Here is a 21256-nt window from a genome sequence, read left to right on the forward strand (position 1 = left end):
AGCGGACACGGCTTCCGGGTCCGCGCACGAGGTACTTTCCATGTCTTCCCCCCTGGACCTGACGGGCTCCGAGGAGCGCGGCGAGCGCACCGAAGCCCAGGTGCCCGCGGACTCCGCCGAGCACCTCAGTGAACACGAAACCCCTTCCCGGGCCGCCCCTGCCCCCTCCGAGCCCCCCTACGCCGCGGACGCCGCGGAGGACGACGGGTTCGACGACGATGACGACGCCGAGGACGCCGGCCCCGAGGTCAGCGACGAGATCCGGGCCGCCACCGAGGCTCTGAAGGCCGCGGAGGCGGAGGACGCGCAAGCCGCCGCCGAGGCGGGTGACGAGGCCGAGGAGCCCGAGGCCGTCATCCTGGAGCCGGAGCCGGAGCCCGCCGCGAACGAGCCGGAGCTGCAGGCGCCCACCACCACCCGCACGGGCGAGCCCGCGGAGATCGACCCGGACGAGATGGATCCGGACGCGCTCAAGGTGGTGCTGCGGCTGCACCAGCACGGCCACCAGGCGTACCTGGTGGGCGGCTGCGTGCGCGACCTGCTGCTGGGCAAGAAGCCCAAGGACTTCGACGTGGCCACCAGCGCCCACCCGGGCGAGGTGCGCGCCATCTTCCGTAACTGCCGGCTCATCGGCCGGCGCTTCCGGCTGGCGCACGTCTACTTCAAGGGCGGGAAGATCGTGGAGGTGTCCACCTTCCGCGCGAACCCCACGGAGCTGGAGCCGGCGGCGAGCGCGGGAGCGGAGGAGGGGCAGAGCGGCGAGGACCTCCTCATCACCCACGACAACGTCTTCGGCACCGCGCAGCAGGACGCGCGCCGCCGCGACTTCACCATCAACGGCCTGTTCTACGACGCGAGCGAAGGCCGGGTCATCGACTACGTGCGCGGCCGGCGCGACCTGGATGAGCGCTTCATCCGGACGATTGGCGACCCGGAGATCCGCATGCGCGAGGACCCGGTGCGCATCCTGCGCGCGGTGCGCTTCGCGGCGAAGCTGGACCTGGACATCGAGTCGCGCACGTACGCGGCGATGGAAGGCGCGGTGGAGGACCTGCCGCGCTGCGCGCCCGCACGCCTCCTGGAGGAGACGTTCCGGCTCATCCGCGGCGGCGTGTCCGCCCCGGCGCTGAAGCTGCTGGCGGCGCTGGACGCGCTGAAGATCTTGCTGCCGCCGGTGGACGCGTACCTGCGTGAGAACGGCAAGGAGGGGGAGAAGACCTTCTACGCCTTCGCGCAGGCGCTGGATAAGCGCGTGTCGGCGGGCGAGGTGCTGGACGACGCCATCCTGCTGGCCACGTTGCTGGTGCCCATCAGCCGCGCGCAGCCGCCGCCGGAGGACACGCAGGACGAGGGCCGCGCGTCGGTGTCGCGCGTCATCGAGGACCTGCTGGCGGGCTTCGTGGAGTCCGCGCGCCTGCCGCGCCGCATCGCCGAGCGCTGCCGCATGCTGCTCCTGATGCAGCGCACGCTGTCCGGGGAGCGCCGCCGCAAGACGGGCGCCTTCCGCCGCCACCCGCTCTTCAACGAGGCGCTGGCCGTCTACGCGATGACGGTGGAGGCCACGGGCGAGGGCCGCGAGGCGCTGGAGGCGTGGCAGGCCGGAGAGGTGCCGCCGCCGCGCGCCGGAGCGGCCGGTGGAGCGGACGCGGAAGGCCCCCGCCGCAAGCGCCGTCGCCGCCGTCGCCGTCGTACTGGCAACGGAAGCGGAGAGGGCGGTGGTTCCAACGCCTCCTCCGGCTCCGACGCGGGCGAGGGGTAGCGCCCCCGTACGTAGCGGCCGGATGCAGCGAAAGGGCTGGAGCGCTCACAGGTGCTCCGGCCTTTTTCGTGCCCGAGGGCGCGCTACCGCTTCGGCTTGTCCACCGGCTTCTCGGAGCGGTGCTGGTCGTCGTCCGACGCCTCCGCCCCCGCGATGTCCGCCATGGTGATGGCCTTGCTGCCGAAGCGCGCCGCGATGCGGTCCATCGCTTCGTTCAACTTCGACGACTTCGGCGCCGCCGCCGGGAAGAGCCCGAGCTGCGGCTCGTCCTCATCCAATTGCACGCTCACGCCGGTGAGCCGCAGCGCCTTGCCTTCGTGCGCGCGCTCCAGCAACTCCAGCGCCGCGCGGTAGATGACCTGCCCGTCGTCCGTCGCCTCGCGCAGTGTGACGCGCCGGGTGATGACCGTGAAGTCCGCGAACTTCAGCTTGAGCTGCACCACGCGCCCCTTCAGCGACGCTCTGCGCAGCCGCCGGGCCACCCGCAGGGCCTGCGCGTGCACGTGCGGCTTGAGCGCCTCCGGGCCCGTCAGGTCCTCGTCGAAGGTGTCCTCCGCGCCCACGCTCTTGGCCGCCCGGTCCGGCACCACGTCCCGCGCGTCGATGCCGTGCGACAGCTCCCACAGGTGCTTCGCGCTCGCCGCGCCGAAGCGCTCCTCCAGCCAGTCCACGTCGCGCGTCGCCACGTCGCCAATCGTGACGAGCCCCGCGCGCTTCATCGCCTCTTCCGTCTTCGGCCCCACACCCCACAGCCGAGACACCGGCAGCCCCGCGAGGAACGCCACCGTCTCCTCCGGGCGCACCTCGCGCTGGCCGTTGGGCTTCGCCAGGTCGGAGGCGATCTTCGCCACGAACTTCGCCGTCGCGATGCCCGCGGACGCCGGCAGGTTCAGCTCGTGGGCAATCTCCTTGCGGATCCGCTTCGCGATGTCCGCCGCCGCGCCAAAGAGCCCCACCGACGCAGTGACGTCCAGGAACGCCTCGTCCAGCGACAGGGGTTCAATCAGCGGCGTGTACCGCTCGAAGATGGCGAACACCTGCTCGCTGGCCTCCGCGTAGGCGGAGAAGCGCGGCTTCACCACGATGGCGTGCGGCGCCTGCTTCACCGCCCTGGCCATGGGCATGGCGCTGCGCACGCCGAAGGGGCGCACCTCGTAGGACGCGGCCACCACCACCCCGCGTTGTGCATGCCCGCCAACGATGACCGGCTTGCCCCGGAGGGACGGGTTGTCGCGCTGCTCGACGGACGCATAGAAGGCGTCCATGTCCACGTGGAGGATGGCTCGCATGGCGTGAGTCACTCTAGTGGTCCCCTCTGACAGTGCGAGCCATGAAGACCCTCACCGAATACCTCTGGTTCGAGACGAAGGCCCGGCGCGAGCTGGTGCGCCTCACGGACACCGTGGCCGCCCTGGTGAAGAAGAGCGGCATCCAGGAGGGCATGGTGCTGGTGTCCGCCATGCACATCACCGCGGGCGTCTTCGTCAACGATGACGAGCCCGGCCTCCACGAGGACATCTGGGACTGGCTCCAGCACCTGGCGCCCCACGGCCCCGACTACCGCCACCACCGCACCGGCGAGGACAACGGCGACGCGCACCTGAAGTCCATGCTCGTCCACCATCAGGTGCTGGTTCCCGTCACCGCCGGCAAGCTCGACCTGGGCCCCTGGCAGCAGGTCTTCTACGCCGAGTTCGACGGCCAGCGCCGCAAGCGCGTCATCGTCAAGGTGATGGGCGACTAACCGGCCACCGGCCACGACAGCCCGTGACGCGAAAGCTCCGCCACCAGGTCCGGCGGCAGCGGGCTCTCCACCTTCACGGGCTCCTTCGTCACCGGGTGCGGCACGGTGAGCGAGCGGGCGTGCAGGAAGAACCGCCCCAGCTCCGGCGCCTCGCGGCCCCCGTAGAGCGCGTCCCCCACGATGGGCGCGCCCACGCCGGCCAGGTGCGCGCGCACCTGGTGCAGCACGCCGGTGAGGATCTTCACCTCCACCAGGCTGTAGTCGCCGGAGCGGGCCAGCACCCGGAAGTGGGACAGCGCCTCGCGGGCGTCCTCGGCGCCGTAGGGGGCGGGCTCCACGCGGTCCGGGTGGCGCGGGTGGTGGCGCAGCGGCACCTCCACCTCGCCCTCGTCCGCCAGCGGGCCCGTCACCAGGGCGACGTAGCGCTTGTCCACCGCGCGGTGGCTGAAGGCCTCGCGCACGGTGGTCCAGGCCTCGCGCGTGCGGGCCGCCGCGACCACCCCGGACGTCTCCACGTCCAGCCGGTGGCACAGGCCGCCCTCGCGAGGGTCCTGGGACGCCTGCGCGACCTCCGGGTAGCGCGCCACCAGGGCGTTGGCCACCGTGCCCGTCTCCCCCGGCTGCAGGGGATGTGACGGACGGCCCGCGGGCTTGTCCACGAAGAGCAGGGCGTCGTCCTCGTGCAGGACGACGAGCGGGAAGTCCGTGTCGGGCACGGCCTCGCGCGCGGCCTCCTCCACCGTGACGGAGATCTTCTGGCCGGCGGTGATGGTGAGCCCCTTCTTCGCGGGGCGGCCGTCCACGCGCACCTGGCCTTCCTCGAAGAGGCGCTTCATGCGCGCGCGGGACAGGCCCAGGGCCTCGCCCACGAACAGGTCCACCCGCTGGCCCGCCTTGGCGGCGTCCACGGTGAGGGTGTGCGTCGTCGTCGTGGTCACTCGGAGAGGGCCTCGTACACTTCCTCGGCCGTCTGGAACCGGTCGTCCGGCTCCTTGCGGATGAGGCGATGGGCCACCCGCGCCAGCTGCGGGTCGCCATGCAGGTTGAGCGCGAGCAGCGGCGGAGGTTCCGTCTCCAGCACCTGGCGCCACAGCTCGTGCGGCGTTTTCGCGTCGAACGGCGGACGCCCGCTCATCAGCTCGTACAGGATGACGCCCAGGCTGTACAGGTCCGAGCGCCCATCCAGCGGCTCGCCCAGGATCTGCTCCGGGGCCATGTACCGGTACGTGCCCACCAGCTTGCCGTCCGCGGTGATGCCCGCGTCGTCCGCGAGGAACTTGGCCAGGCCGAAGTCCATCAGCCGCACCTGGCGGTCGTCGTCCACCATGATGTTGGACGGCTTCAAATCCCGGTGCACCAGCCCGTGGCCGTGGATGTACGCCAGGGCCTCGCACACCTGGAGCATGGCGTCCTTCAGCTTGCCCATGCGCTCCGGGCGGTTGAGGTCCGCCATCTTCGGCGTGGCGGGGAGGGCGGGGGGCTGCGGCGCGCGCGGCGCGGCCCTTCGCGGATCCACCACGGGCATCCCGTCCGAATCCGAGTCGTCTTCACCGGCACCGTGGAAGCTGGCCAGGTCCTCGCTGGGGGCTTCCTCCGCGAAGGCGTTGAGGTCGAAGGTGCCGTCGTCGACGTCGTCGTCCTCTTCCTCGTCCGGGCTGTCGACGCTGCCGAAGTCGTCGTCCGCGGTGCGGCGGAGGGTGAGCGGGAAGCGCGACGACGGCGTGGGCGTGTGCAGGTCGTTGAAGCTCACGTCCAGGTAGTGGCGCAGGGTGAGCCCTTCGATGAGCTCCATGGCCAGGTACGGCTGGCCCGCGTGGACGCCGGCCTCGAAGACCTTCACCACGTTGGGGTGGGCCAGGTCCGCGAGCGTCTCGAATTCGCGCGCGAGTCTGCGTGCCGCGCGGTCGTCCAGCGACGGGCCACCCGTCGACAGGAGCTTCAGCGCGACCTCGTCGTTGCTGCGGCGGTCCAGGGCCCGATAGACGGTCCCGGCCCCGCCACTGCCGAGCGTTTCCAGCACGCGGTAGGGACCAATGGCCTTGGGAGGCATGGGAGCGCGGATCCTACGGACCACGTCACGTCACGGTCAAACATCCTGGTGGCTTGCTCATGCCACCGGACGCTCGCTCGCGCGGAGGGTTTCACTTTTCCAGTGAACCATGGGAAAGCTTTGGGTCCATGCAATTGGGGAAGTACCAGCTGGTGCGGAAGCTCGCCTCGGGAGGCATGGCCGAGGTGTTCCTCGCGAAGGCCGCGGGGCCCCGGGGCTTCGAGAAGACGCTGGTGCTCAAGCGCATCCTGCCGCACCTGGCGGAGGATGAAGCGTTCGTGGAGATGTTCCTGGGCGAGGCGCAGCTGGCCGCCCGGCTGGACCACCCGAACGTGGTGCAGATCTTCGACTTCGGCGAGGTGGACGGCAGCTACTTCCTGGCGATGGAGTACATCGACGGGCCCACGCTGCGCAGGCTCATCAAGCGCTCCATGGAGCTGAAGCAGCCGCTGCCTTTGGGCGTGTGCGCGAAGATGGTGGCCGCCGCGGCGGAGGGGCTCGCGTTCGCGCACGAACTGGCGGATGCGGAGACGGGCGCGCCGCTGGGGCTGGTGCACCGGGACATCAGCCCGGAGAACGTGCTGGTGTCGCGGCAGGGCGCGGTGAAGGTGGTGGACTTCGGCATCGCGAAGGTGGCGGGGCAGAGTCACCGCACGGCGACGGGCGTGGTGAAGGGGAAGGTCGCGTACATGCCGCCGGAGCAGCTCCAGGCGAGGCCCATGGATGGGCGCGTGGACGTGTACGCGCTGGGCATCGTGCTCTACGAGCTGCTCACCGGGAAGCGCCCGTTCGACGCGACGACGGACGTGAGCATGATGCAGGCCATCCTCTTCGAGCCCTTCGTGCCCGCGGTGCAGCGCCGGCCGGACCTGCCGGAGGCGATGCAGCGCATCCTGGAGAAGGCGCTCGCGAAGGACCGGGAGCAGCGCTACGCGGACTGCCGCGCGTTCCAGGCGGACCTGGAGCGCTTCGTGCTGTCGCTGGGTGAGCCGGTGGGCGCGTATCAGATTGCACGGCTGGTGGCGCAGGTGATGGAAGGGGTGGAGGCGACGCCCGTCGCGCACACGCCCGCGAAGGGGCGGGTGACGGCGCCCTTGGCGCCCGTGGTGGAAGCGGCGACGACGCCCATGCCCCATCGCGCAGGCACGGCGTGGGAGCCGTTGGCCTCGCGCTCCTCGATGGAGGCGCCCGCTGTCACCGCCTCCGGACACGACATGCCGTCGAGCCGGTTCGACGCGGCGACGGACCCCGCGACGCCGTCGGCGGGGAGCCTGCTGCGGGAGTCCGGGGCGCCGCCTCCGAATGTCTCGAAGGGGGCTGCCTCCGAGCAGCCCGTGCTCGCGGGAGCGGTGCGCTCGCCCCGGCGGAAGCTGGTGGGCGTGATGGTGGCGGTGAGCGTGGTGGGGCTCGCTGGGGGACTGGCGCTCCTGGGGAAGGGGGAGGAGCCCTCCGCGCCTGTGAGTACGCCCACGCTGGTGGCTCGGAATGATCAGGCGCCCACGACGCCGCGGGAGCCGAAGGTAACCCCCGTCGTTCCGGCGACGCGCGTGGAACCGGTGGCCGCCGAGACGGTGGACAGCGGCACTCCTGCCGTCGTGGCAGAAGTGAAGCCCGCGACGGAGACCGCCTCCGAGGTGCGCGACGCGGGCGTGGTGGCGGAGGTGGTGCCGGCTCCGCGCACTCCGGTCATCGCGAAGCCCGTGGTGGCCAGCACGTCCACGCCGCCGGTCCGTCGCGCGCTCCCGAAGGGCAGGGTGGAGTTCCGCGTCCGTCCGTTCGGCATGGTGTCCCTGGACGGCAAGCCCCTGGGACAGACGCCCTTCGCCGCCGTGGAGGCGACAGAGGGCGTGCATCAGGTGCGCGTGGTGAACAGGGAGCTGGGCAAGGACGTGACCCGGTCCTTCGAAGTGAAGGCCGGGCAGGACAACGTCTTCAAGCTCAACCTCGCGGCGGAGTGACGGGTCAGGTCACTGCGAAGTCAGGCTCCAGGCACCGGGGGAGGCGATCTGCTTCGGAACGAGGACGTCCGATTCCGAATCATCGATCAGCCCAGCAGCATTGAAGCCCCAACCCCAGATGCTCCCATCTTGCTTCACGGCGACGGAATGTTCGCCGCCAGCGGATATCGCTGCGACATCTGTAAGTCCCGTGACCTTCACGGGGGTGTCATGCGGAGTGGTTGTCCCATCTCCAAGCTGACCTGCGTTGTTGTCGCCCCACGCCCAGACGGTACCGTCCCGCTTCAGCGCGAGCAGGTGACGGCCGCCGCCTGAAATGGCTGTCACGCTCGTCAAGGTAGGGACCTGTTGTGGGACCTGTCCAACAAAGCGATCCCATATCCAGACGGTGCCGTCCGCCTTCAATCCCATGTCATGATTGAATCCTGAGGAGATCGCAATGACTCCCGTCAACCCCGGTACCTGCGATGGGGTCGGGCCAGAGCCGAGACTGAACAAGTTCCAGACGGTGCCGTCCGACCTCAGAGCCACTGACTTGTAATCGCGCGCGGCAATGGCGATGACCCCCGTCATACCGTTGACCTGGACGGGAGCATAGCGACGAGTCATCGTGCCATCACCCAATTGGCCCCAGTCATTGTTACCCCATGCCCACACGGTGCCATCTCGCTTGAGCGCCACTGAATGGCGTGCTCCGGCGGCAATCGCCGTGAAGTTTTCAAGGCCCTGGACTGGTGCCGGAACATACTGGCATTCCTGGAGCCCGCATCCGACTTGCCCTTCAAAACTGGTACCCCATGCCCAGACGGTGCCGTCCTGCATCAGTGCCAGGGAGTGCAAATCACCATCCTCAAGGGCAGCCACGCCTGCCAGGTTTGGAATTCGCGTCGGGGTGGCATTTGATGTGTTTGCACCTCTTCCCCATAGCCAGGCATGTCCTGCGGTGGTCAGTGCGATATTGCATTGAAAGCCTGCGGACAGGCGCGGGCCTGGGTAGAGCCATTCATCCATTGCTCCATTGCAGTTGTTGTCCTTGAGGTCTTTGGTTTCAGCGACTCCGGGCCGGATGGCTGCGTTGGTGTCATCGCAGTCCGTGGCGATGGCCACATGGCCCGCGGGAGCCGCGCAACCTGAAACAGCCTGGGTCACGTCGCCATATCCGTCCCCATCCGCGTCCCGGAACCAGGTCAGGATGGGCAGCCCTTCATCCTTCGCGCCGTCGCAGTTGTCGTCACGGCCGTCACAGCGCAGTTCGCTCTGACCGGGATGAACGAAGCGGTCCGTGTCGTCACAGTCGCCGCCCTGGTCCGCCAGGAGCCCTGTGGGTTGCACGCACGCCATCATGGCCACGCCGTAGCCATCGCCATCCTCATCGAGGAACCACGTCCGCATGCCCGGGGCATCCGCCTCGCCGTCCACGCAGTTGTTGTCCACGCCGTCGCACAGTTCCTCCGCGCCCGGGTGGATGTCCGCGTTCGCGTCGTCGCAGTCCGCGCCGCCCGTGGCGATGGACGGATGACCATCACCGTCCTCGTCGCTCTGGGACACGTCAAGCTGGACGCTCTGCACCTTGCCCTGGGGAACCTCGACGAACCGCAGGAGCTTCGTGGTCGCAACGCCGTCGCACGCATTGCCCGCGAAGGACTCCGCGAGCAGCCGGAACTTAGTCCCCTGCGCCTCGGAGAGCAGGATGCGCAATCCGCGCGACTGCGTCGGCGTGACCTGTGTCGGCCCCAGCAACTGCGTGGACGAGAGCAGCCGCTTGTCGCCATCCTGGAGCGAGACCTGGACGCAGCCAGGACTCGAATTCCCACTCCGGACCTCCAGCGCGATGCCCCGGTCACAGGCCGCCGGATCCGTCAGCCGGAACGTCGCGTCCTGGAAGTCCCGTCCGGCGTTCGAACAGAACCTCCGCAGGATGACGTCGTCATCGACGGGCACGGTGCAGCCGCCCAGCATCCATATCCCCAGCGTCAACGCGAGCCGCATCCTCACGGAGTCCCCGCCGCCGCAGGGGACTCACCGCTCAGGAAGTACGTGGTGATGGCCCCCACGGCCGCAGCCGCCGCCGTGCCGAACAACACGTTCGCCACGACCGCCTGTCCCCGCGCATCGTCCAGATGCCCGCTCACGTCCGAGGACAGGTCCGCGTCGCGCGCGGAGCTCACGTTGCCGCGCGACTGGAGCCCGATGAGGGACCCCACGCCGCCCGCCACCACCCCCGTGCCCAAGAGCACCCACGACACCGTCGGCACCCGGCGCATCCCGCGCTCACGGACATCCGCCTTCAAATCCACGCCCGGAGCCGGCGCCGCCGCGACCTGGGCCGGGCTCAACGCCTTCGGAGCCTCCACCACCGGCGCATCCGCCGGCTTCGCCGCCGCCGCGTGCTCCTGCCGCACCGCGCTTCGCACCGACTCGAAGTCCCCCTCCACCTTGGGTGACACCTTCGCCGGCAGCCGGGCCTCCGGCGCCAGCAGCAACCCCGCCCGGAACGACGCCAGCGCCTCCTCGCGCCGCCCCATGTCCGCCAGGATGACACCCTCGTAGATGGCCGCCGCGCTGCGCTCCGCGTCCGTCCGCGCCAGCCGCCGCGCCCGGGTCACCGCAGCCAGGGCCTGCTCGGACTCCAGGTCCTCATAGAGCCGGGCGGCCTCCGCCATCGCCGCGTCGAAGTACGTGCCCGCCGGCCGGGACGCCGCCGTTTCCGTCCCCGCCGCCTGTCCGAAGGCCGGACCCACCCCCAATAGCCAGAACCCGAGCAGCCCGCCGAGCACCCGGAAGGAGGGAGACCCATGAGGAGTTTTCATGGAAGACGACTCTAGCCGGGCTCCTGTCCCCTCATGAACCGTTCAACCCCTCCAGACGACCGCCCACCCGTGGAGGGGGACCGGGCGGCCACGCGCCCGTGGACGCGACGCGGCGCCGCCGCTAGGGTGCGCGGCTTCATGGATCGCCCTCCCACAGTGTTGCCCACCGCCCTCGAGGTCCAGGTCAAGGCCCGGCCACTGCCGCGCCACGTGGGCATCATCATGGACGGCAACGGCCGCTGGGCGGAGCTCCGAGGCCAGCCCCGGCTGGAGGGCCACCGCGAGGGCAGCGTGAGCGTCCGCGAGGTCACCCGCGCCGCCCGCCGCCTGGGCGTGCAGGCCCTCACCCTCTACGCGTTCTCCTCCCAGAACTGGGCCCGCCCGGCGGAAGAGGTCGCCGGCCTGATGGACCTCTTGCGCGAGTACCTGGAGTCCGAGCGCGCGGAGATCCTCGACAACGGCATCCGCCTCAACGCCATTGGCGAGGTGGACAAGCTGCCCCGCTACGTCCGCGAGCCCCTGGAGCGCCTGCGGGCCGACTCCGCCCACAACACGGGCATGGTGCTCACCCTGGCGCTCTCCTACGGCGGCCGTGAGGAACTCCTGCGCGCCGCGCGCGACCTGGCCCAGGCCGCCGCCCGCGGTGAGCTGGACCCCGCGCACCTGGACGCGGACGACCTGGAGTCGCGGCTGTGGACCGCGGGGTTGCCGCCGGTGGACCTCATCGTCCGCACCAGCGGCGAGCAGCGCATCTCCAACTTCCTGCTCTGGCAACTGGCGTACGCCGAGCTGTGCTTCACCGACGCCCTGTGGCCCGACTTCCGCACCGAGGAGTTCCTCCGCTGCCTGGCGCAGTTCCAGGGCCGCGAGAGGCGCTTCGGGCTGACGTCCGCCCAGGTCAACCGGGACGACACCCCCCAGCGGGCAAAGGCGTGAACGAGAAGAACAAGAACCTCCTCATCCGCGTTGTCACAGGCGTCACCCTCCTGCCGCTGGTGCTCCTGCTCCTGTTCCTGGGCGGGTACTACAGCGCCATCCTCCTGGGCGCCGCCGCGGCCGTGTGCGCGGGCGAGTACTACCTCATCACCCAGAAGCGCCTGGGCGCCGCCGCGTGGGTCGGCATGGCCTTCGCCTTCGTGATGCCGCTCTTGCCCCTGCGGGACGCCGCGCGCACCGGCGAGACGGCCTTCTGGCTCACGTCCGTCTTCTTCTTCTTCGCGTGGATCTACAACCTGTTCCGGGGCGTGCTCGCGGAGGCCCCCACCCGGGCCGCGCACCTCGTCACGGGCTTCCTCTACGGCTCCATTGGCCTCACCGCGCTGTCCGCGCTGCGCCTGTTGCCGGGGGAAGGGCACGCGTGGGTCATCTGCGCGCTCACCATCACCTGGGCCAACGACACGCTCGCGTACTTCGCGGGCCGCTTCCTGGGGAAGCACAAGCTCTACCCCGCGGTGAGCCCGAACAAGACGTGGGAGGGCTTCTTCGGCGGCATGGTCGGCTCCGTGCTGGGCATGTTCATCGCCAAGCTCGGCTTCTTCCCCATCTTCACCGTGTGGGACTGTGTGCTGCTGGGCATCCTGGGGGGCCTGTTGGGCCCCGTGGGCGACCTGTGCGAGTCCATGCTCAAGCGCGCCTACGGCGTGAAGGACTCCGGAAAGCTCATTCCCGGACACGGCGGCGTGCTGGATCGCATCGACGCGCTCATCTTCAACGCGCCGCTGGTGTTCGTCTATGTGCAGTTCGTGAGGCCCCTGCTGCCGTAAGTGCCTGATTTCGCGCCTGGCCGCCTGCCTTGCGGCTTGCGTTGTGCGTTGTCCGTCCCGGGGGGCGCGATTACTCTTCGCGCCATGCTCCAGAACCTCGGGTTCTTCATCCTCCTGCTGGGCGTGCTCGTGACGGTGCATGAGCTTGGCCACTTCCTCGTGGCCAAGGCCTGCGGAGTGAAGGTCCTCAAGTTCTCCATCGGGTTCGGACCGAAGATCATCGGCTTCACCAAGGGCGAGACGGAGTACCAGGTGGCGCTCTTGCCCCTGGGCGGCTTCGTGAAGATGGCCGGGGACCTGCCGCACGAGGAGCTGCCGCCGGAAGAGGCCGCGCGCGGCTTCCTGGCGCAGCCGCCCTGGAAGCGCGGGCTCATCGTCCTGGCGGGCCCGGCCTTCAACCTGCTGTTCCCCATCTTCGTCTACTTCTTCGTCTTCCTGGGCCCCCAGGAGACGCTGTCCACGCGCGTGGGCATGGTGTCTCCGGACATGGCCGCCGCCGCCGCGGGCGTGCGCCCCGGTGACCGCATCCTGTCCGTGGAGGGCGAGCCGGTCCGCACCTTCGACGACATGCGCGACGCGTTCGTCGGCAAGTTCAACCGCCCCGTCCCCATCACCCTGGAGCGCGACGGCAAGCAGCAGGTGGTGGAGGTGACGCCGGAGAAGAGCTCGGAGGTGTCCCCGGTGGACACCGTCGAGCGCGGGATGATTGGCGTGAGCCCCTACCCGCAGCCGCCGGTGGTGGGCGTGCCGGCGACGTCCCCCGCGGCCGCCGCGGGCCTGAAGAGCTTCGACCGCGTGCTGTCCGTCAACGGCGTGCACGTGCAGGACGAGGCCGCCCTCTACCGGGAGGTCGCCAAGGTGCCGGAGGGCACCCCCATGGAGTTGAGCGTGGCGCGCCTGGCCCCCGTGGGCGTGGGCGCCGTCACCGGCCGGCTGCCGGAGGTGGTGAAGGTCTCCCTGCCGCGTCAGCCGGGCGAGGGCGCCGCGGCGCTGGGCGCGGAGGCCGTGGATCTCTACGTGGCGAGCGTGGCCTCCGGCAGCGTGGCGGAGAGCGCGGGCATCGCGCCGGGCGACCGCATCGTGGCCATCAACGGCACGCCGCTGAAGTCCTTCAACAAGCTGGCGACGGTGCTCAACGGCCTGCAGGCCCAGCCCTTCACGCTCACCTGGCGCGGAGCCCAGGGCGAGCGCACGGAGAAGCTGGCGCAGGCGCCGCTCAAGACGCGCGACGACTACGGCCAGACGAGCGCCCCGCTGGTGTTCGGCGTGCGCCCGTGGAGCTACAGCAGCGCGGACCTGCCGCCGGTGGAGAAGGTGACCATCGACCTGGGCCCCGCCGCCGCCTTCAAGGAGGCCGCGCTCATCGTCCCGAAGATTGTCGGGCAGATGGTGCAGGTGCTGGGCGGGCTGTTCGTGGGCAAGGTGTCGCCCAGCACGATTGGCGGCCCCATCATGATGTACCAGCTGGCCGCCAAGAGCGCCGAGCAGGGCCTGGACAGCTTCCTCAACCTGATGGCGATCATCTCCATCAACCTGGGCGTGATGAACCTCTTGCCCATCCCGGTGCTGGACGGCTTCCACCTGTTGTCCGCGGCGTGGGAGGGCATCCGCCGCCGCCCCATCCCCGTGCGCGTGCGCGAGGTGGCGAACATGGTGGGCCTGGCGCTGCTCATCCTGCTGATGCTGCTGGCCGTGACCAACGACGTGACCCGCTAACGAGGTGATGATGCGAGGACGGACCGCGCTCCTGCTCTTGGGGATGGGATTCTTCGCTGGCTGCGCTTCGCGAGCGGCCAGGCCCACGCCGGAGACTTCATCCGGTGACGAGGGCGCGAAGGTGACGCGCCGGGAGAAGATGCCGCGCAACTACCTGGGGGAGGGCATCGCGTCCTTCTACGGTCCCGGCCTCCACGGCCGGCCCACCGCCAGCGGGGAGAAGTTCAACCAGAACGCCCTCACCGCGGCGCACCGCACGGCGCGCTTCGGGTCGTGCGTGAAGGTGACGAACATGGAGAACGGCCGCGAGGTGGAGGTGCGCGTCAACGACCGCGGCCCCTTCGTGGACGGACGCATCATCGACGTGTCGAAGGCCGCGGCGAAGCAACTGGGCATGCTGGACAAGGGCCTGGCGCGCGTGCGGCTGTACCGGTGCGCAAGCGACCGCGTGTCGCAGGTACCGGTGGAGTTCTGGGCCGTTCCGGCCTGAGAGTGCCTTGAAACGAAAGAAGGGATGTCGCCTGTGTTGCTCGCGCTGGACACCTCCACGCTGACGCTGTCGCTTGCCCTGGTGGAACGCCAGGGGGACGCCGTGCGCGCCGTGGAGCACGTGGTGGTGCCTCCGCCGGACAAGCAGAGCGAGGCGCTGCCCGGCGTCGTCGGGGACCTGCTTTCGCGCCACGGCCTGAAGCTCCAGGACCTGGAGGGGCTGGCGGTGGGCCTGGGGCCGGGCTCCTTCACGGGCCTGAGAATCGGCCTGGCCACGGTGAAGGCGCTGGCGTACGCCACGGGCCTGAAGGTCGCTGGCGCGTCGTCGCTGGCGGCGGTGGCGCTGGAGGGGCCAGAGGGCGTGCCGCTGTTCTGCCTGGCCGTGGCGCGCAAGGACGACCTCTACCTGGGCGCCTACCGCCGCGTGGGCTTCGCCGTGGAGGCGCTGGAGCCGGAGACGGCCATGTCGCCGGAGGAGGTCGCGCGGCGCATGTCCGACTGGCCGGAGGCCGTGGCCCTGGGCCCCGCGCTCGCGGACTACCGCCAGGCCCTGGAGAAGCACGGCGTCGCGCCGCACCGGCTCCTGTCCGGACCGGCCTTCCCGTCCGCCGTGGAGGTGGGGCGGCTGGCGAGGCTGCCGGAGGCGTACTCGCAACAGGCGCTCTTCGCCCTGGAGCCGCACTATGTCCGCGCGTCCGAACCGGAGCGCAACCCGAAGTTCCCGCCGCTGCCGGGCCCCGCGCCCACGGCCCGGTTCAAGGAAGACTGAAGCCTCCGCCTGAAGGGCGCTTCGTCGTGCTCGCGCGGGCGGAGGCGCTGACGTAAAGGAGCCCATCATGAGAGAGAACCTTCGGATTGCCGTGGTGGGCGCCACGGGCGTGGTGGGCCGCGAGGTGCTGGCGAACCTGTACGCGCGCGACGTGCCGGTGGAGCAGGTGCGGGCGTTCGGCTCGGAGCGCTCCAAGGGCCTGGAGGTGGAGTACGGCGAGGACACCCTGGAGGTGGAGCGGGCTTCCGCGGACGCCTTCCGGGGCATCCACGTCGTGCTGCTGGCCACGCCCGCGGAGGCGTCCCGCACGCTGGCCCCGGCCGCGCAGGCCGCGGGCGCGTGGGTGGTGGACGCAAGCAGCGCCTTCCGGAGCGACGGCAACGTGCCGCTGATCCTGCCGGGCTTCAACACGGAGGCCCTGGGGCCGGGCTTCAGCTTCAAGGGCCGGGTGGTGAGCCTGCCGGGCATCGTCACCAGCGCCACCGTGCACCTGGTGGAGCCGCTGCGCCGCGCGTTCGGCGTGGTGCGCGCGCAGGTGACGGCGCTGATGGGCGCCTCCAGCGCGGGCGTGCGCGGCATCTCCGAACTGGAGAAGCAGACCGCGGACCTGCTGTCCGGCCGCGAGCCGGAGCCGCAGGTGTTTCCGCACCGCGTGGGCTTCAACCTGGTGCCCCAGGTGGGCGGCTTCATGGTGAACAGCCCGTGGACGGAGGAGGAGGGCGGCTGGACCCTGGAGGCCGCGCGCCTGTTCTCCGCCCTGGGCGAGACGCCCGTGCTGGCCGGAACCGCCGTGCAGGTGCCCACCTTCCACGGCCACGGCCTCACGGTGAACGTGCAGCTGAAGAAGCCGGGCCCCGTGGAGCAGGTGCGCGCCGCGCTGAAGACGTCCCCGTCCCTCAAGGTGCTGGACGCCCCCGGCGAGCGCATCTACCCCATGCCCATGCTGGTGATGAGCGACCCGGCCGTCCACGTGGGCCGGGTGCGCGCCTTCCCCCAGGCCCCGGAGTGGGTGACGCTCTTCGCGTCCGTGGACAACGCCGGCAGGGCCGCCGCCCACCTGGTGGACGCGGGCCTCAAGCTGGCGGAACGGCCCGCCTGACAATTTGGCAAAGCCCCCGGGGGCACCTTGCCTGTTTGGCGCGCGAACCCGGGGTTTTCCTTGGGGAACAGGCCGTCCGGACGGGGCTTGAGGGTGGCCCCGCCCTTGCTAGCTTCCAGCCCATCCATGCGCCTTCCCTTCATTGGCCTCCTGCTCTTCGCGTCCACGGCCGTGGCCCAGGTGGGGCCCGCGGTGCAGTTCACGAGCGCGACCCCCACCACGGGCAACAACACCGTCACGGTGCCCAAGAGTGAGTGTGGCAACGCGCGCCGGTTCTCCTGGACGCGCACCGGCAACATCTGCGGCGGTTCGCTCTTCATCTACGCGACGACGGGGAGCTGCGGCCTGGAGCCCTCCGCCACCGACCTGAAGCTGGTGTCCCTGGGCTCGGGCGACACCACGGCCAGCGGCACCGTGAACTTCAGCGTGCAGCAGGTGCTCGCGGCGCGCGGCGGCGGCACGGACGGGGGCTCCTCGGCGACCTGCGACTCGCAGACCTCTGAAATCTCCTTCAACCTGTGCGCGTCCGCGCGGCAGCTGGGCGGCTTCGCGGGGACCGAGTGCCAGACGGCCTACGCCAACGTGGGGAGCCCGACCTTCATCTTGAAGTACGACCCGCAGCCGCCCGCGGCGCCCACCATCGGCGCGGTCATTCCCCGGGACTCGGCGCTGTCGGTGCAGGTGGATGGCGCGGAGGCGGACTCCACCGTCATCGTGGAGGTGGCGATGGTGGCGTCCGGGGGCGCCGACGCGGGCACGGACGCCGACGCTGGCACGGACGTGGACGCTGGCACGGACGTGGACGCGGGCACGGACGTGGACGCGGGCACGGACGATGGCGGGGCGGGGCTGGTGGGGGCGCTGGCGCTGGAGGGGACCACGGGGCCGGTGACGCGCGTCGACAAGGCGGCCGGCGAGGGGAATGTCGTCATCACCGGCCTTACGAATGGCGTGACGTACCGGCTCCAGGCCATCATCCGGGACGCTGCGGGCAATGAGAGCACGGCGTCCGCCTCGGTGGATGCGACGCCCGTCAAGAGCAATGGTTTGTTCGATGCATACGTGGAGGGTGGCGGCGAGGAGCGCGGCGGGTGTGCCGCGACCGGTGGCGGCATCGCCGGTGGCGCGGTGCTGGCCGCGCTGGGCATCTGGTTGTCGTCTCGGAGGAAGGTGTCATGAGCAGCAGGGCTGTGGGCCTGGGAGTCGCGGCGCTTCTCTTGGCGGTACCGGCGGTGGCGCAGGAGGTGACCATCCCCACGCGCTCTCCGCGCACGGGCGCGGTCATCTTCCGCGGGGGCGGCTACAAGCCGCGCATCGACTCGGAGCAGGCCCTCCAGGACAAGGGCGCGACGCCGTACGAGGACACCTTCGGTGACGCGTCGCTGCTGCTCATCGAGGGCGAGCTCCAGCGCTTCTTCTACCAGGGCATCGGCACGGCGGGCCTGGGCCTGGGCCTGGGCTACGCTGAGAAGTACGCGGACGCGAAGCTGGAGGACGGCTCGGCGGCGGCGGACAAGGCCGCGCTGAAGGTGCTGCCCATCCAGCTCAACGCCTTCTACAAGTTCGACTACGCGGCCTTCCGCTGGGGCATCCCGCTGGTGCCGTACGCCAAGCTGGGGCTCATCTACTCGCCGTGGTGGATGACCAAGGGCAGCGCCACGGAGATCGTGGAGGGCAGCAAGGCCAGCGGCGGCAAGTGGGGCTGGGGAGCTACCGCCGGCGTGTCGTTCCTCCTGGACGTGCTGGAGCCGCGCTTCGCGCGCGACTTCGACTCGGACCTGGGCGTGAACCACTCGTACCTCTTCGCCGAGTACACGCATGCGGATGTGAACAACTTCGGCGGCAAGGGCCTGAACCTGGGCAGCCGGCGCTGGATGTTCGGGCTGGCGTTGGACTACTAACCGAAAGGCCCATGGCCTCCCGACCGCGCGCGCGCCCATCCCCGCTTCCCTTCCTCCTCCTCGTGGCCGCCGTGGGCCTGGGGGCCTCCGGCTGCCGGGGGCTGAGGCCGGACCTGGGGCCGGAGCGCACGCTGGAGGCGGGAGTGCCGGAGGCCTTCGGCTCCACCTCCCCGAAGGCGCCCTCCATCACCTGGGACTTCGGGGACGGCACGCCGCCCCAGACGGTGCCGGGCGTCCGCCACGCGTGGGCCACCGCCGGCCGCTACACCGTGCGGGCGCTGGACGGGGACAAGGAGCTGGCCCGGGTGGTGCTTACCGTGGTGCCGCGTCCCGTCTTGCGCGCGGTGCCCGAGGACGCGCAGACCGTGCTGTGGGTGCCCCGCCTGCGCGGCAACGTGGAAGGGCTGGTGGACTTCTACGGGCGGCTGGTGGGCAAGGGCAACGTGCGCCAGACGCTGGCGGACACGCCGCTCGTGCCGCTCATCCTGCGCAGCCTGGGGCCCGGCCCCTCGGAGGTGGACCCCGAGGAGGGCTTCGGCTTCTTCCTCCTGCCGGACTTCGACGGCGTGGTGGCGCTCCTGGGCGTGACGGATTCGCGGGCGGCGCTCGCGGCCGTGGCGCGCGAGCTGCGAGACGCCGGCCACCGGGTGCTGCCCCGCGAGGATGGCAGCGCGCGCGTGGAGCCGGTGGACGGCGGCAACGCCATGCTGCTCTTCGCGGACCGGGGCTACGTGTACCTCGCGGTGCCGGATTCGCCGGACGCGCCGGAGCCCGGGGAGACGGTGAAGGCGCTGGCGGTGCTGGAGTCCCCGGACGTGGAGCAGGTGCGCCGCAAGGTGGAGGCGCTGTCCGGGCCGGGCATCTCCGAGAACGCGCTCCTCGCGGAGCTGCGCGGCAAGGTGCGCGACGGCAGCGTGTTCCTCTTCTCCTCGCCGCCGGTGCCGGAGGCGGAGAAGGAGGACATGCCGGTGCGCGGCTTCTTCGGCGCGCTGGCGGTGCAGGCGGACCAGGCGGAGCTGGACGGCTTCCTGTCCTCGTCCCGGCCGCTGCTGGGCGGCGCGAAGGGGCCGGCGTCGCAGCTGCTGGGGCGCGCGGCGGTGGGGCCGGTGGCGGCGGCGCAGCTGTCGGTGCCTCCGGAGGAGCTGGCGCGGCTGGTGTTCGGCTCGCCGGAGTCGCCCCGGCGGCAGCGGACGCTGGAGCGCTGGCGCAGGCAGGGGCTGGACGCGGAGCCGCTCCTGAAGGCGCTGCGCGGCGACGTGGCGATGCTCGTCTACTTCGACGCGGCGGCCTTCTTCCGGGGCTTCATCCGGGACCGGCGCCCCGCGCCCAAGGGCACGGTGGTGATGGAGGCGGGCCTGACGGCCGTGCAGCCGGTGCAGCAGCTCGTCCAGAAGCAGCTGGAGGACAACGGGCTCGTCTTCCAGAAGGAAGCGCAGGGCGGCACCACGCGCTTCCGCACGCGGCTCATGGAGCAGCCGGTGTCGCTCTCGCTCACCCCGGAGCGCGCCACGCTGGAGGCCGGCGAGGTGCTCTCCGGCCGCGAGACGGGGGACGTGGGCAGGACGCTGCGCACGCGCTTCGGCGCGGAGGCGTTCGGCCCGGGCCACCTGTCGCTGATGGTGGACATGGCGCAGCTGCGCGCGGACCTCGCAGGGGTCCGCTCGGTGCCGGGGCTGGGGACGGGGGAGCTGCTGGCGAGCCAGCTCCTGGTGACGGCGCTGCTGGAGAAGCTCACCCCCTTCGAATACGGGTTCCTCGACTTCTCCCCGGTGGACGGCGGCGGGCGGCTCCAGGGCCGCGTCGTGCTGCGCGAGCGCTAGGGACACGCCAGCAGGAGGCAGGTCATGTCCGTCACCGTGCTGTACTTCGCCGCGGCCCGCGAGCGCGCGGGCCTGTCCCGCGAGTCGCTGGACGTGCCGCCCGGGGCGCGCGTCTCGGACGTGCTCGCGCTGCTCGCCTCCAAGCACCCGCCGCTGGCGCCGCTCCTGCCGCACCTGCGCGTGGCGGTGCAGCAGCAGTTCGTGGCGCTGGACTCACCGGTGGCGCCGGACGCGGAGCTGGCGTTGATTCCGCCCGTGGCCGGTGGGGCGCCGCGCCTCTTTGGCGTGGTGGGCCGGCCGCTCCAGCTCTCGGAGGTCGTGGACGCGGTCGCGTCCCAGGGGGCGGGCGGGCTGGTGACGTTCTCCGGCGCCGTGCGCGACCAGACGAAGGGCCGGCGCGTGCTGCGGCTGGAGTACGAGGCCTACGCGCCCATGGCGGAGGCGAAGCTCGCGGAGATTGGCGACGAGGTGGCGCGCACGTGGCCGGGGACGCGCCTGGCCATCATGCACCGCGTGGGCACCCTGGTGCCGGGCGAGCTGGCCGTCGTCATCGCCGCGGCCTCCGCGCACCGCAAGGAGGCCTTCCTGGGCTGTGAGTACGCCATCGAGCGGCTCAAGCAGGACGTGCCCATCTGGAAGAAGGAGTTCTTCGAGGACGGCGAGGTCTGGGTGGGCCTGGGGCCCTGAGTCAGCGCACGCCGAGGCTCGCCGGCACGGTGACGCGCGCGCCGCCGTCCTGCTTCTGCGTGGCGCGCTCGGCCTCCGTCAGCGGCTTGAGCGGCTGGTCCAGGCCCATGGCCTTGCGCCGCGCCTCCTCCTTTTCGTGGGCCACCTGCAGCGCGCGCGCGTTGTTCGCGGCCATGCGCGCCGGATCCGGCCCCAGGGCGAGGAAGGCGACGGGGGCGCTCAGGAAGAGGACGGCCACCGTGATGATCCAGGCCACGTCCTGCACGCGGAAGCGCCCCGCGCGCTCCTTCACCACCGACGGCTGCACCAGCAGGTTCAGCTGTCCCTCCACGAGGCGCAGCGTCATGCCCTCGCGCAGCTCCACCGCCGTGCGGCCCGGCGCGCCCGTCAGCTCCTCCGGGCCCACCGGTTGGAAGTCCGTGCCCTTGAGGCTCTTCTCCACGCGAGCGGAGGGCGGCACGTGGATGCGCCAGCCCTTCGGGGTGCGCTCGGCGAGGAGGAAGGGCTCCTCCGGCAGCGTGAAGCCGTAGAGAGGCAGGGGGGCCGTCTCGTCGGGCGCGGCGTGGACCTGGCCCAGCTCCGGGCCATAGCTCCAGGCCTCCGCCAGGGAGGTGCCCCAGTACAGCTCGCAGAAGAGTCCACCGTCCGCCACGGAGGCGGAGGTCGCGGAAGGCGTGGGCATGTGGGGCCG

General features: G+C 71.1%; 19 protein-coding genes. 13 read left to right on the top strand and 6 right to left on the bottom strand.

Going from position 1 to position 21256, the window contains the following annotated elements:
• Positions 1-40: 40 nt before the first annotated feature.
• The gene (gene pcnB / locus JYJ93_RS15550) at positions 41-1759 is read left to right on the top strand and encodes a polynucleotide adenylyltransferase PcnB (protein WP_206792029.1); all 1719 of its coding nucleotides are present in this window, start codon (positions 41-43) and stop codon (positions 1757-1759) included.
• Between the two features lie 83 nt (positions 1760-1842).
• On the opposite strand, the gene JYJ93_RS15555 is transcribed toward pcnB, so the two are convergent.
• A complete protein-coding gene (locus JYJ93_RS15555) occupies positions 1843-3048 on the bottom strand; it encodes a DNA polymerase IV (protein WP_206792031.1) in 1206 nt (401 codons plus the stop codon).
• A 41-nt stretch (positions 3049-3089) separates the two neighbouring features.
• Between JYJ93_RS15555 and JYJ93_RS15560 the strand changes: the two genes are divergently transcribed.
• Positions 3090-3503 (top strand): secondary thiamine-phosphate synthase enzyme YjbQ, encoded by a 414-nt coding sequence (locus JYJ93_RS15560; RefSeq protein ID WP_206792041.1) that lies wholly within the window; start codon positions 3090-3092, stop codon positions 3501-3503.
• Here JYJ93_RS15560 and JYJ93_RS15565 read toward each other — a convergent pair.
• A complete protein-coding gene (locus JYJ93_RS15565) occupies positions 3500-4441 on the bottom strand; it encodes an RluA family pseudouridine synthase (RefSeq protein WP_206792043.1) in 942 nt (313 codons plus the stop codon). The two genes, JYJ93_RS15560 and JYJ93_RS15565, sit on opposite strands and share 4 nt — an antisense overlap.
• Entirely contained in the window at positions 4438-5553 is a 1116-nt protein-coding gene (locus JYJ93_RS15570) for a serine/threonine-protein kinase (protein ID WP_206792045.1), read from the bottom strand. The genes JYJ93_RS15565 and JYJ93_RS15570 overlap by 4 nt, the downstream gene beginning before the upstream one ends.
• 128 nt (positions 5554-5681) lie before the next feature.
• Here JYJ93_RS15570 and JYJ93_RS15575 point away from each other — a divergent pair, with 128 nt between their 5' ends.
• Positions 5682-7511, top strand: a complete 1830-nt coding sequence (locus JYJ93_RS15575; protein WP_206792053.1) for a serine/threonine-protein kinase — start codon at positions 5682-5684, stop codon at positions 7509-7511.
• Between the two features lie 9 nt (positions 7512-7520).
• On the opposite strand, the gene JYJ93_RS15580 is transcribed toward JYJ93_RS15575, so the two are convergent.
• Positions 7521-9500 carry a MopE-related protein gene (locus tag JYJ93_RS15580; RefSeq protein WP_206792055.1) on the bottom strand — a complete coding sequence of 660 codons (1980 nt, stop codon included), beginning with the start codon at positions 9498-9500 and terminating at the stop codon, positions 7521-7523.
• Positions 9501-9502: 2 nt separating this feature from the next.
• Positions 9503-10321 (bottom strand): tetratricopeptide repeat protein, encoded by an 819-nt coding sequence (locus JYJ93_RS15585; RefSeq protein ID WP_206792057.1) that lies wholly within the window; start codon positions 10319-10321, stop codon positions 9503-9505.
• A gap of 138 nt (positions 10322-10459) precedes the next feature.
• On the opposite strand from JYJ93_RS15585, the gene uppS reads away from it, so the two are divergent.
• The 10 genes from uppS to JYJ93_RS15635 all read left to right on the top strand — a co-directional run bounded on the left by uppS (position 10460) and on the right by JYJ93_RS15635 (position 20565).
• Entirely contained in the window at positions 10460-11257 is a 798-nt protein-coding gene (uppS, locus tag JYJ93_RS15590) for a polyprenyl diphosphate synthase (protein ID WP_206792067.1), read from the top strand.
• Positions 11254-12084 carry a phosphatidate cytidylyltransferase gene (locus JYJ93_RS15595; protein WP_206792069.1) on the top strand — a complete coding sequence of 277 codons (831 nt, stop codon included), beginning with the start codon at positions 11254-11256 and terminating at the stop codon, positions 12082-12084. The genes uppS and JYJ93_RS15595 overlap by 4 nt, the downstream gene beginning before the upstream one ends.
• An 84-nt stretch (positions 12085-12168) precedes the next feature.
• On the top strand, positions 12169-13800 hold the full coding sequence (gene rseP, locus JYJ93_RS15600) for an RIP metalloprotease RseP (RefSeq protein ID WP_206792081.1): 1632 nt from the start codon (positions 12169-12171) through the stop codon (positions 13798-13800).
• Positions 13801-13810: 10 nt separating this feature from the next.
• Positions 13811-14290, top strand: coding sequence for a septal ring lytic transglycosylase RlpA family protein (locus tag JYJ93_RS15605; RefSeq protein ID WP_206792083.1), 480 nt, complete (start codon positions 13811-13813; stop codon positions 14288-14290).
• Positions 14291-14314: 24 nt separating this feature from the next.
• Complete coding sequence (tsaB, locus tag JYJ93_RS15610; protein WP_206792092.1) at positions 14315-15058, top strand: tRNA (adenosine(37)-N6)-threonylcarbamoyltransferase complex dimerization subunit type 1 TsaB; 744 nt, start codon at positions 14315-14317, stop codon at positions 15056-15058.
• Positions 15059-15125: 67 nt separating this feature from the next.
• Positions 15126-16157, top strand: a complete 1032-nt coding sequence (locus JYJ93_RS15615) for an aspartate-semialdehyde dehydrogenase (RefSeq protein ID WP_206792095.1) — start codon at positions 15126-15128, stop codon at positions 16155-16157.
• 126 nt (positions 16158-16283) lie between these two features.
• The gene (locus tag JYJ93_RS15620; protein WP_206792097.1) at positions 16284-17336 is read left to right on the top strand and encodes an MXAN_2561 family MXYO-CTERM-anchored protein; all 1053 of its coding nucleotides are present in this window, start codon (positions 16284-16286) and stop codon (positions 17334-17336) included.
• Positions 17333-18058, top strand: coding sequence for an MXAN_2562 family outer membrane beta-barrel protein (locus JYJ93_RS15625; RefSeq protein ID WP_206792098.1), 726 nt, complete (start codon positions 17333-17335; stop codon positions 18056-18058). Before JYJ93_RS15620 ends, JYJ93_RS15625 begins: the two co-directional genes overlap by 4 nt.
• An 11-nt stretch (positions 18059-18069) precedes the next feature.
• Positions 18070-19878 carry a PKD domain-containing protein gene (locus JYJ93_RS15630; protein ID WP_206792099.1) on the top strand — a complete coding sequence of 603 codons (1809 nt, stop codon included), beginning with the start codon at positions 18070-18072 and terminating at the stop codon, positions 19876-19878.
• Positions 19879-19902: 24 nt separating this feature from the next.
• Positions 19903-20565, top strand: coding sequence for a molybdenum cofactor biosynthesis protein MoaE (locus JYJ93_RS15635; protein WP_206792100.1), 663 nt, complete (start codon positions 19903-19905; stop codon positions 20563-20565).
• 1 nt (position 20566) lies between these two features.
• Here the strand turns inward: JYJ93_RS15635 and JYJ93_RS15640 are convergent, their stop codons facing one another.
• Positions 20567-21247: a hypothetical protein gene (locus JYJ93_RS15640; RefSeq protein WP_206792101.1), complete on the bottom strand. Its 681-nt coding sequence runs from the start codon at positions 21245-21247 to the stop codon at positions 20567-20569.
• Positions 21248-21256: the final 9 nt, after the last annotated feature.

The organism is Corallococcus sp. NCSPR001, assembly GCF_017309135.1.
Lineage (GTDB): Bacteria > Myxococcota > Myxococcia > Myxococcales > Myxococcaceae > Corallococcus.

Bases quoted from the DNA above. Each gene is read 5' to 3' on its own strand.
- pcnB (WP_206792029.1), top strand. From the start codon at position 41: ATGTCTTCCCCCCTGGACCTGACGGGCTCCGAGGAGCGCGGCGAGCGC.
- JYJ93_RS15555 (WP_206792031.1), bottom strand. From the start codon at position 3,048: ATGCGAGCCATCCTCCACGTGGACATGGACGCCTTCTATGCGTCCGTC.
- JYJ93_RS15560 (WP_206792041.1), top strand. From the start codon at position 3,090: ATGAAGACCCTCACCGAATACCTCTGGTTCGAGACGAAGGCCCGGCGC.
- JYJ93_RS15570 (WP_206792045.1), bottom strand. From the start codon at position 5,553: ATGCCTCCCAAGGCCATTGGTCCCTACCGCGTGCTGGAAACGCTCGGC.
- JYJ93_RS15575 (WP_206792053.1), top strand. From the start codon at position 5,682: ATGCAATTGGGGAAGTACCAGCTGGTGCGGAAGCTCGCCTCGGGAGGC.
- JYJ93_RS15580 (WP_206792055.1), bottom strand. From the start codon at position 9,500: ATGCGGCTCGCGTTGACGCTGGGGATATGGATGCTGGGCGGCTGCACC.
- JYJ93_RS15585 (WP_206792057.1), bottom strand. From the start codon at position 10,321: ATGAAAACTCCTCATGGGTCTCCCTCCTTCCGGGTGCTCGGCGGGCTG.
- uppS (WP_206792067.1), top strand. From the start codon at position 10,460: ATGGATCGCCCTCCCACAGTGTTGCCCACCGCCCTCGAGGTCCAGGTC.
- rseP (WP_206792081.1), top strand. From the start codon at position 12,169: ATGCTCCAGAACCTCGGGTTCTTCATCCTCCTGCTGGGCGTGCTCGTG.
- JYJ93_RS15605 (WP_206792083.1), top strand. From the start codon at position 13,811: ATGCGAGGACGGACCGCGCTCCTGCTCTTGGGGATGGGATTCTTCGCT.
- tsaB (WP_206792092.1), top strand. From the start codon at position 14,315: ATGTCGCCTGTGTTGCTCGCGCTGGACACCTCCACGCTGACGCTGTCG.
- JYJ93_RS15615 (WP_206792095.1), top strand. From the start codon at position 15,126: ATGAGAGAGAACCTTCGGATTGCCGTGGTGGGCGCCACGGGCGTGGTG.
- JYJ93_RS15620 (WP_206792097.1), top strand. From the start codon at position 16,284: ATGCGCCTTCCCTTCATTGGCCTCCTGCTCTTCGCGTCCACGGCCGTG.
- JYJ93_RS15625 (WP_206792098.1), top strand. From the start codon at position 17,333: ATGAGCAGCAGGGCTGTGGGCCTGGGAGTCGCGGCGCTTCTCTTGGCG.
- JYJ93_RS15630 (WP_206792099.1), top strand. From the start codon at position 18,070: ATGGCCTCCCGACCGCGCGCGCGCCCATCCCCGCTTCCCTTCCTCCTC.
- JYJ93_RS15635 (WP_206792100.1), top strand. From the start codon at position 19,903: ATGTCCGTCACCGTGCTGTACTTCGCCGCGGCCCGCGAGCGCGCGGGC.
- JYJ93_RS15640 (WP_206792101.1), bottom strand. From the start codon at position 21,247: ATGCCCACGCCTTCCGCGACCTCCGCCTCCGTGGCGGACGGTGGACTC.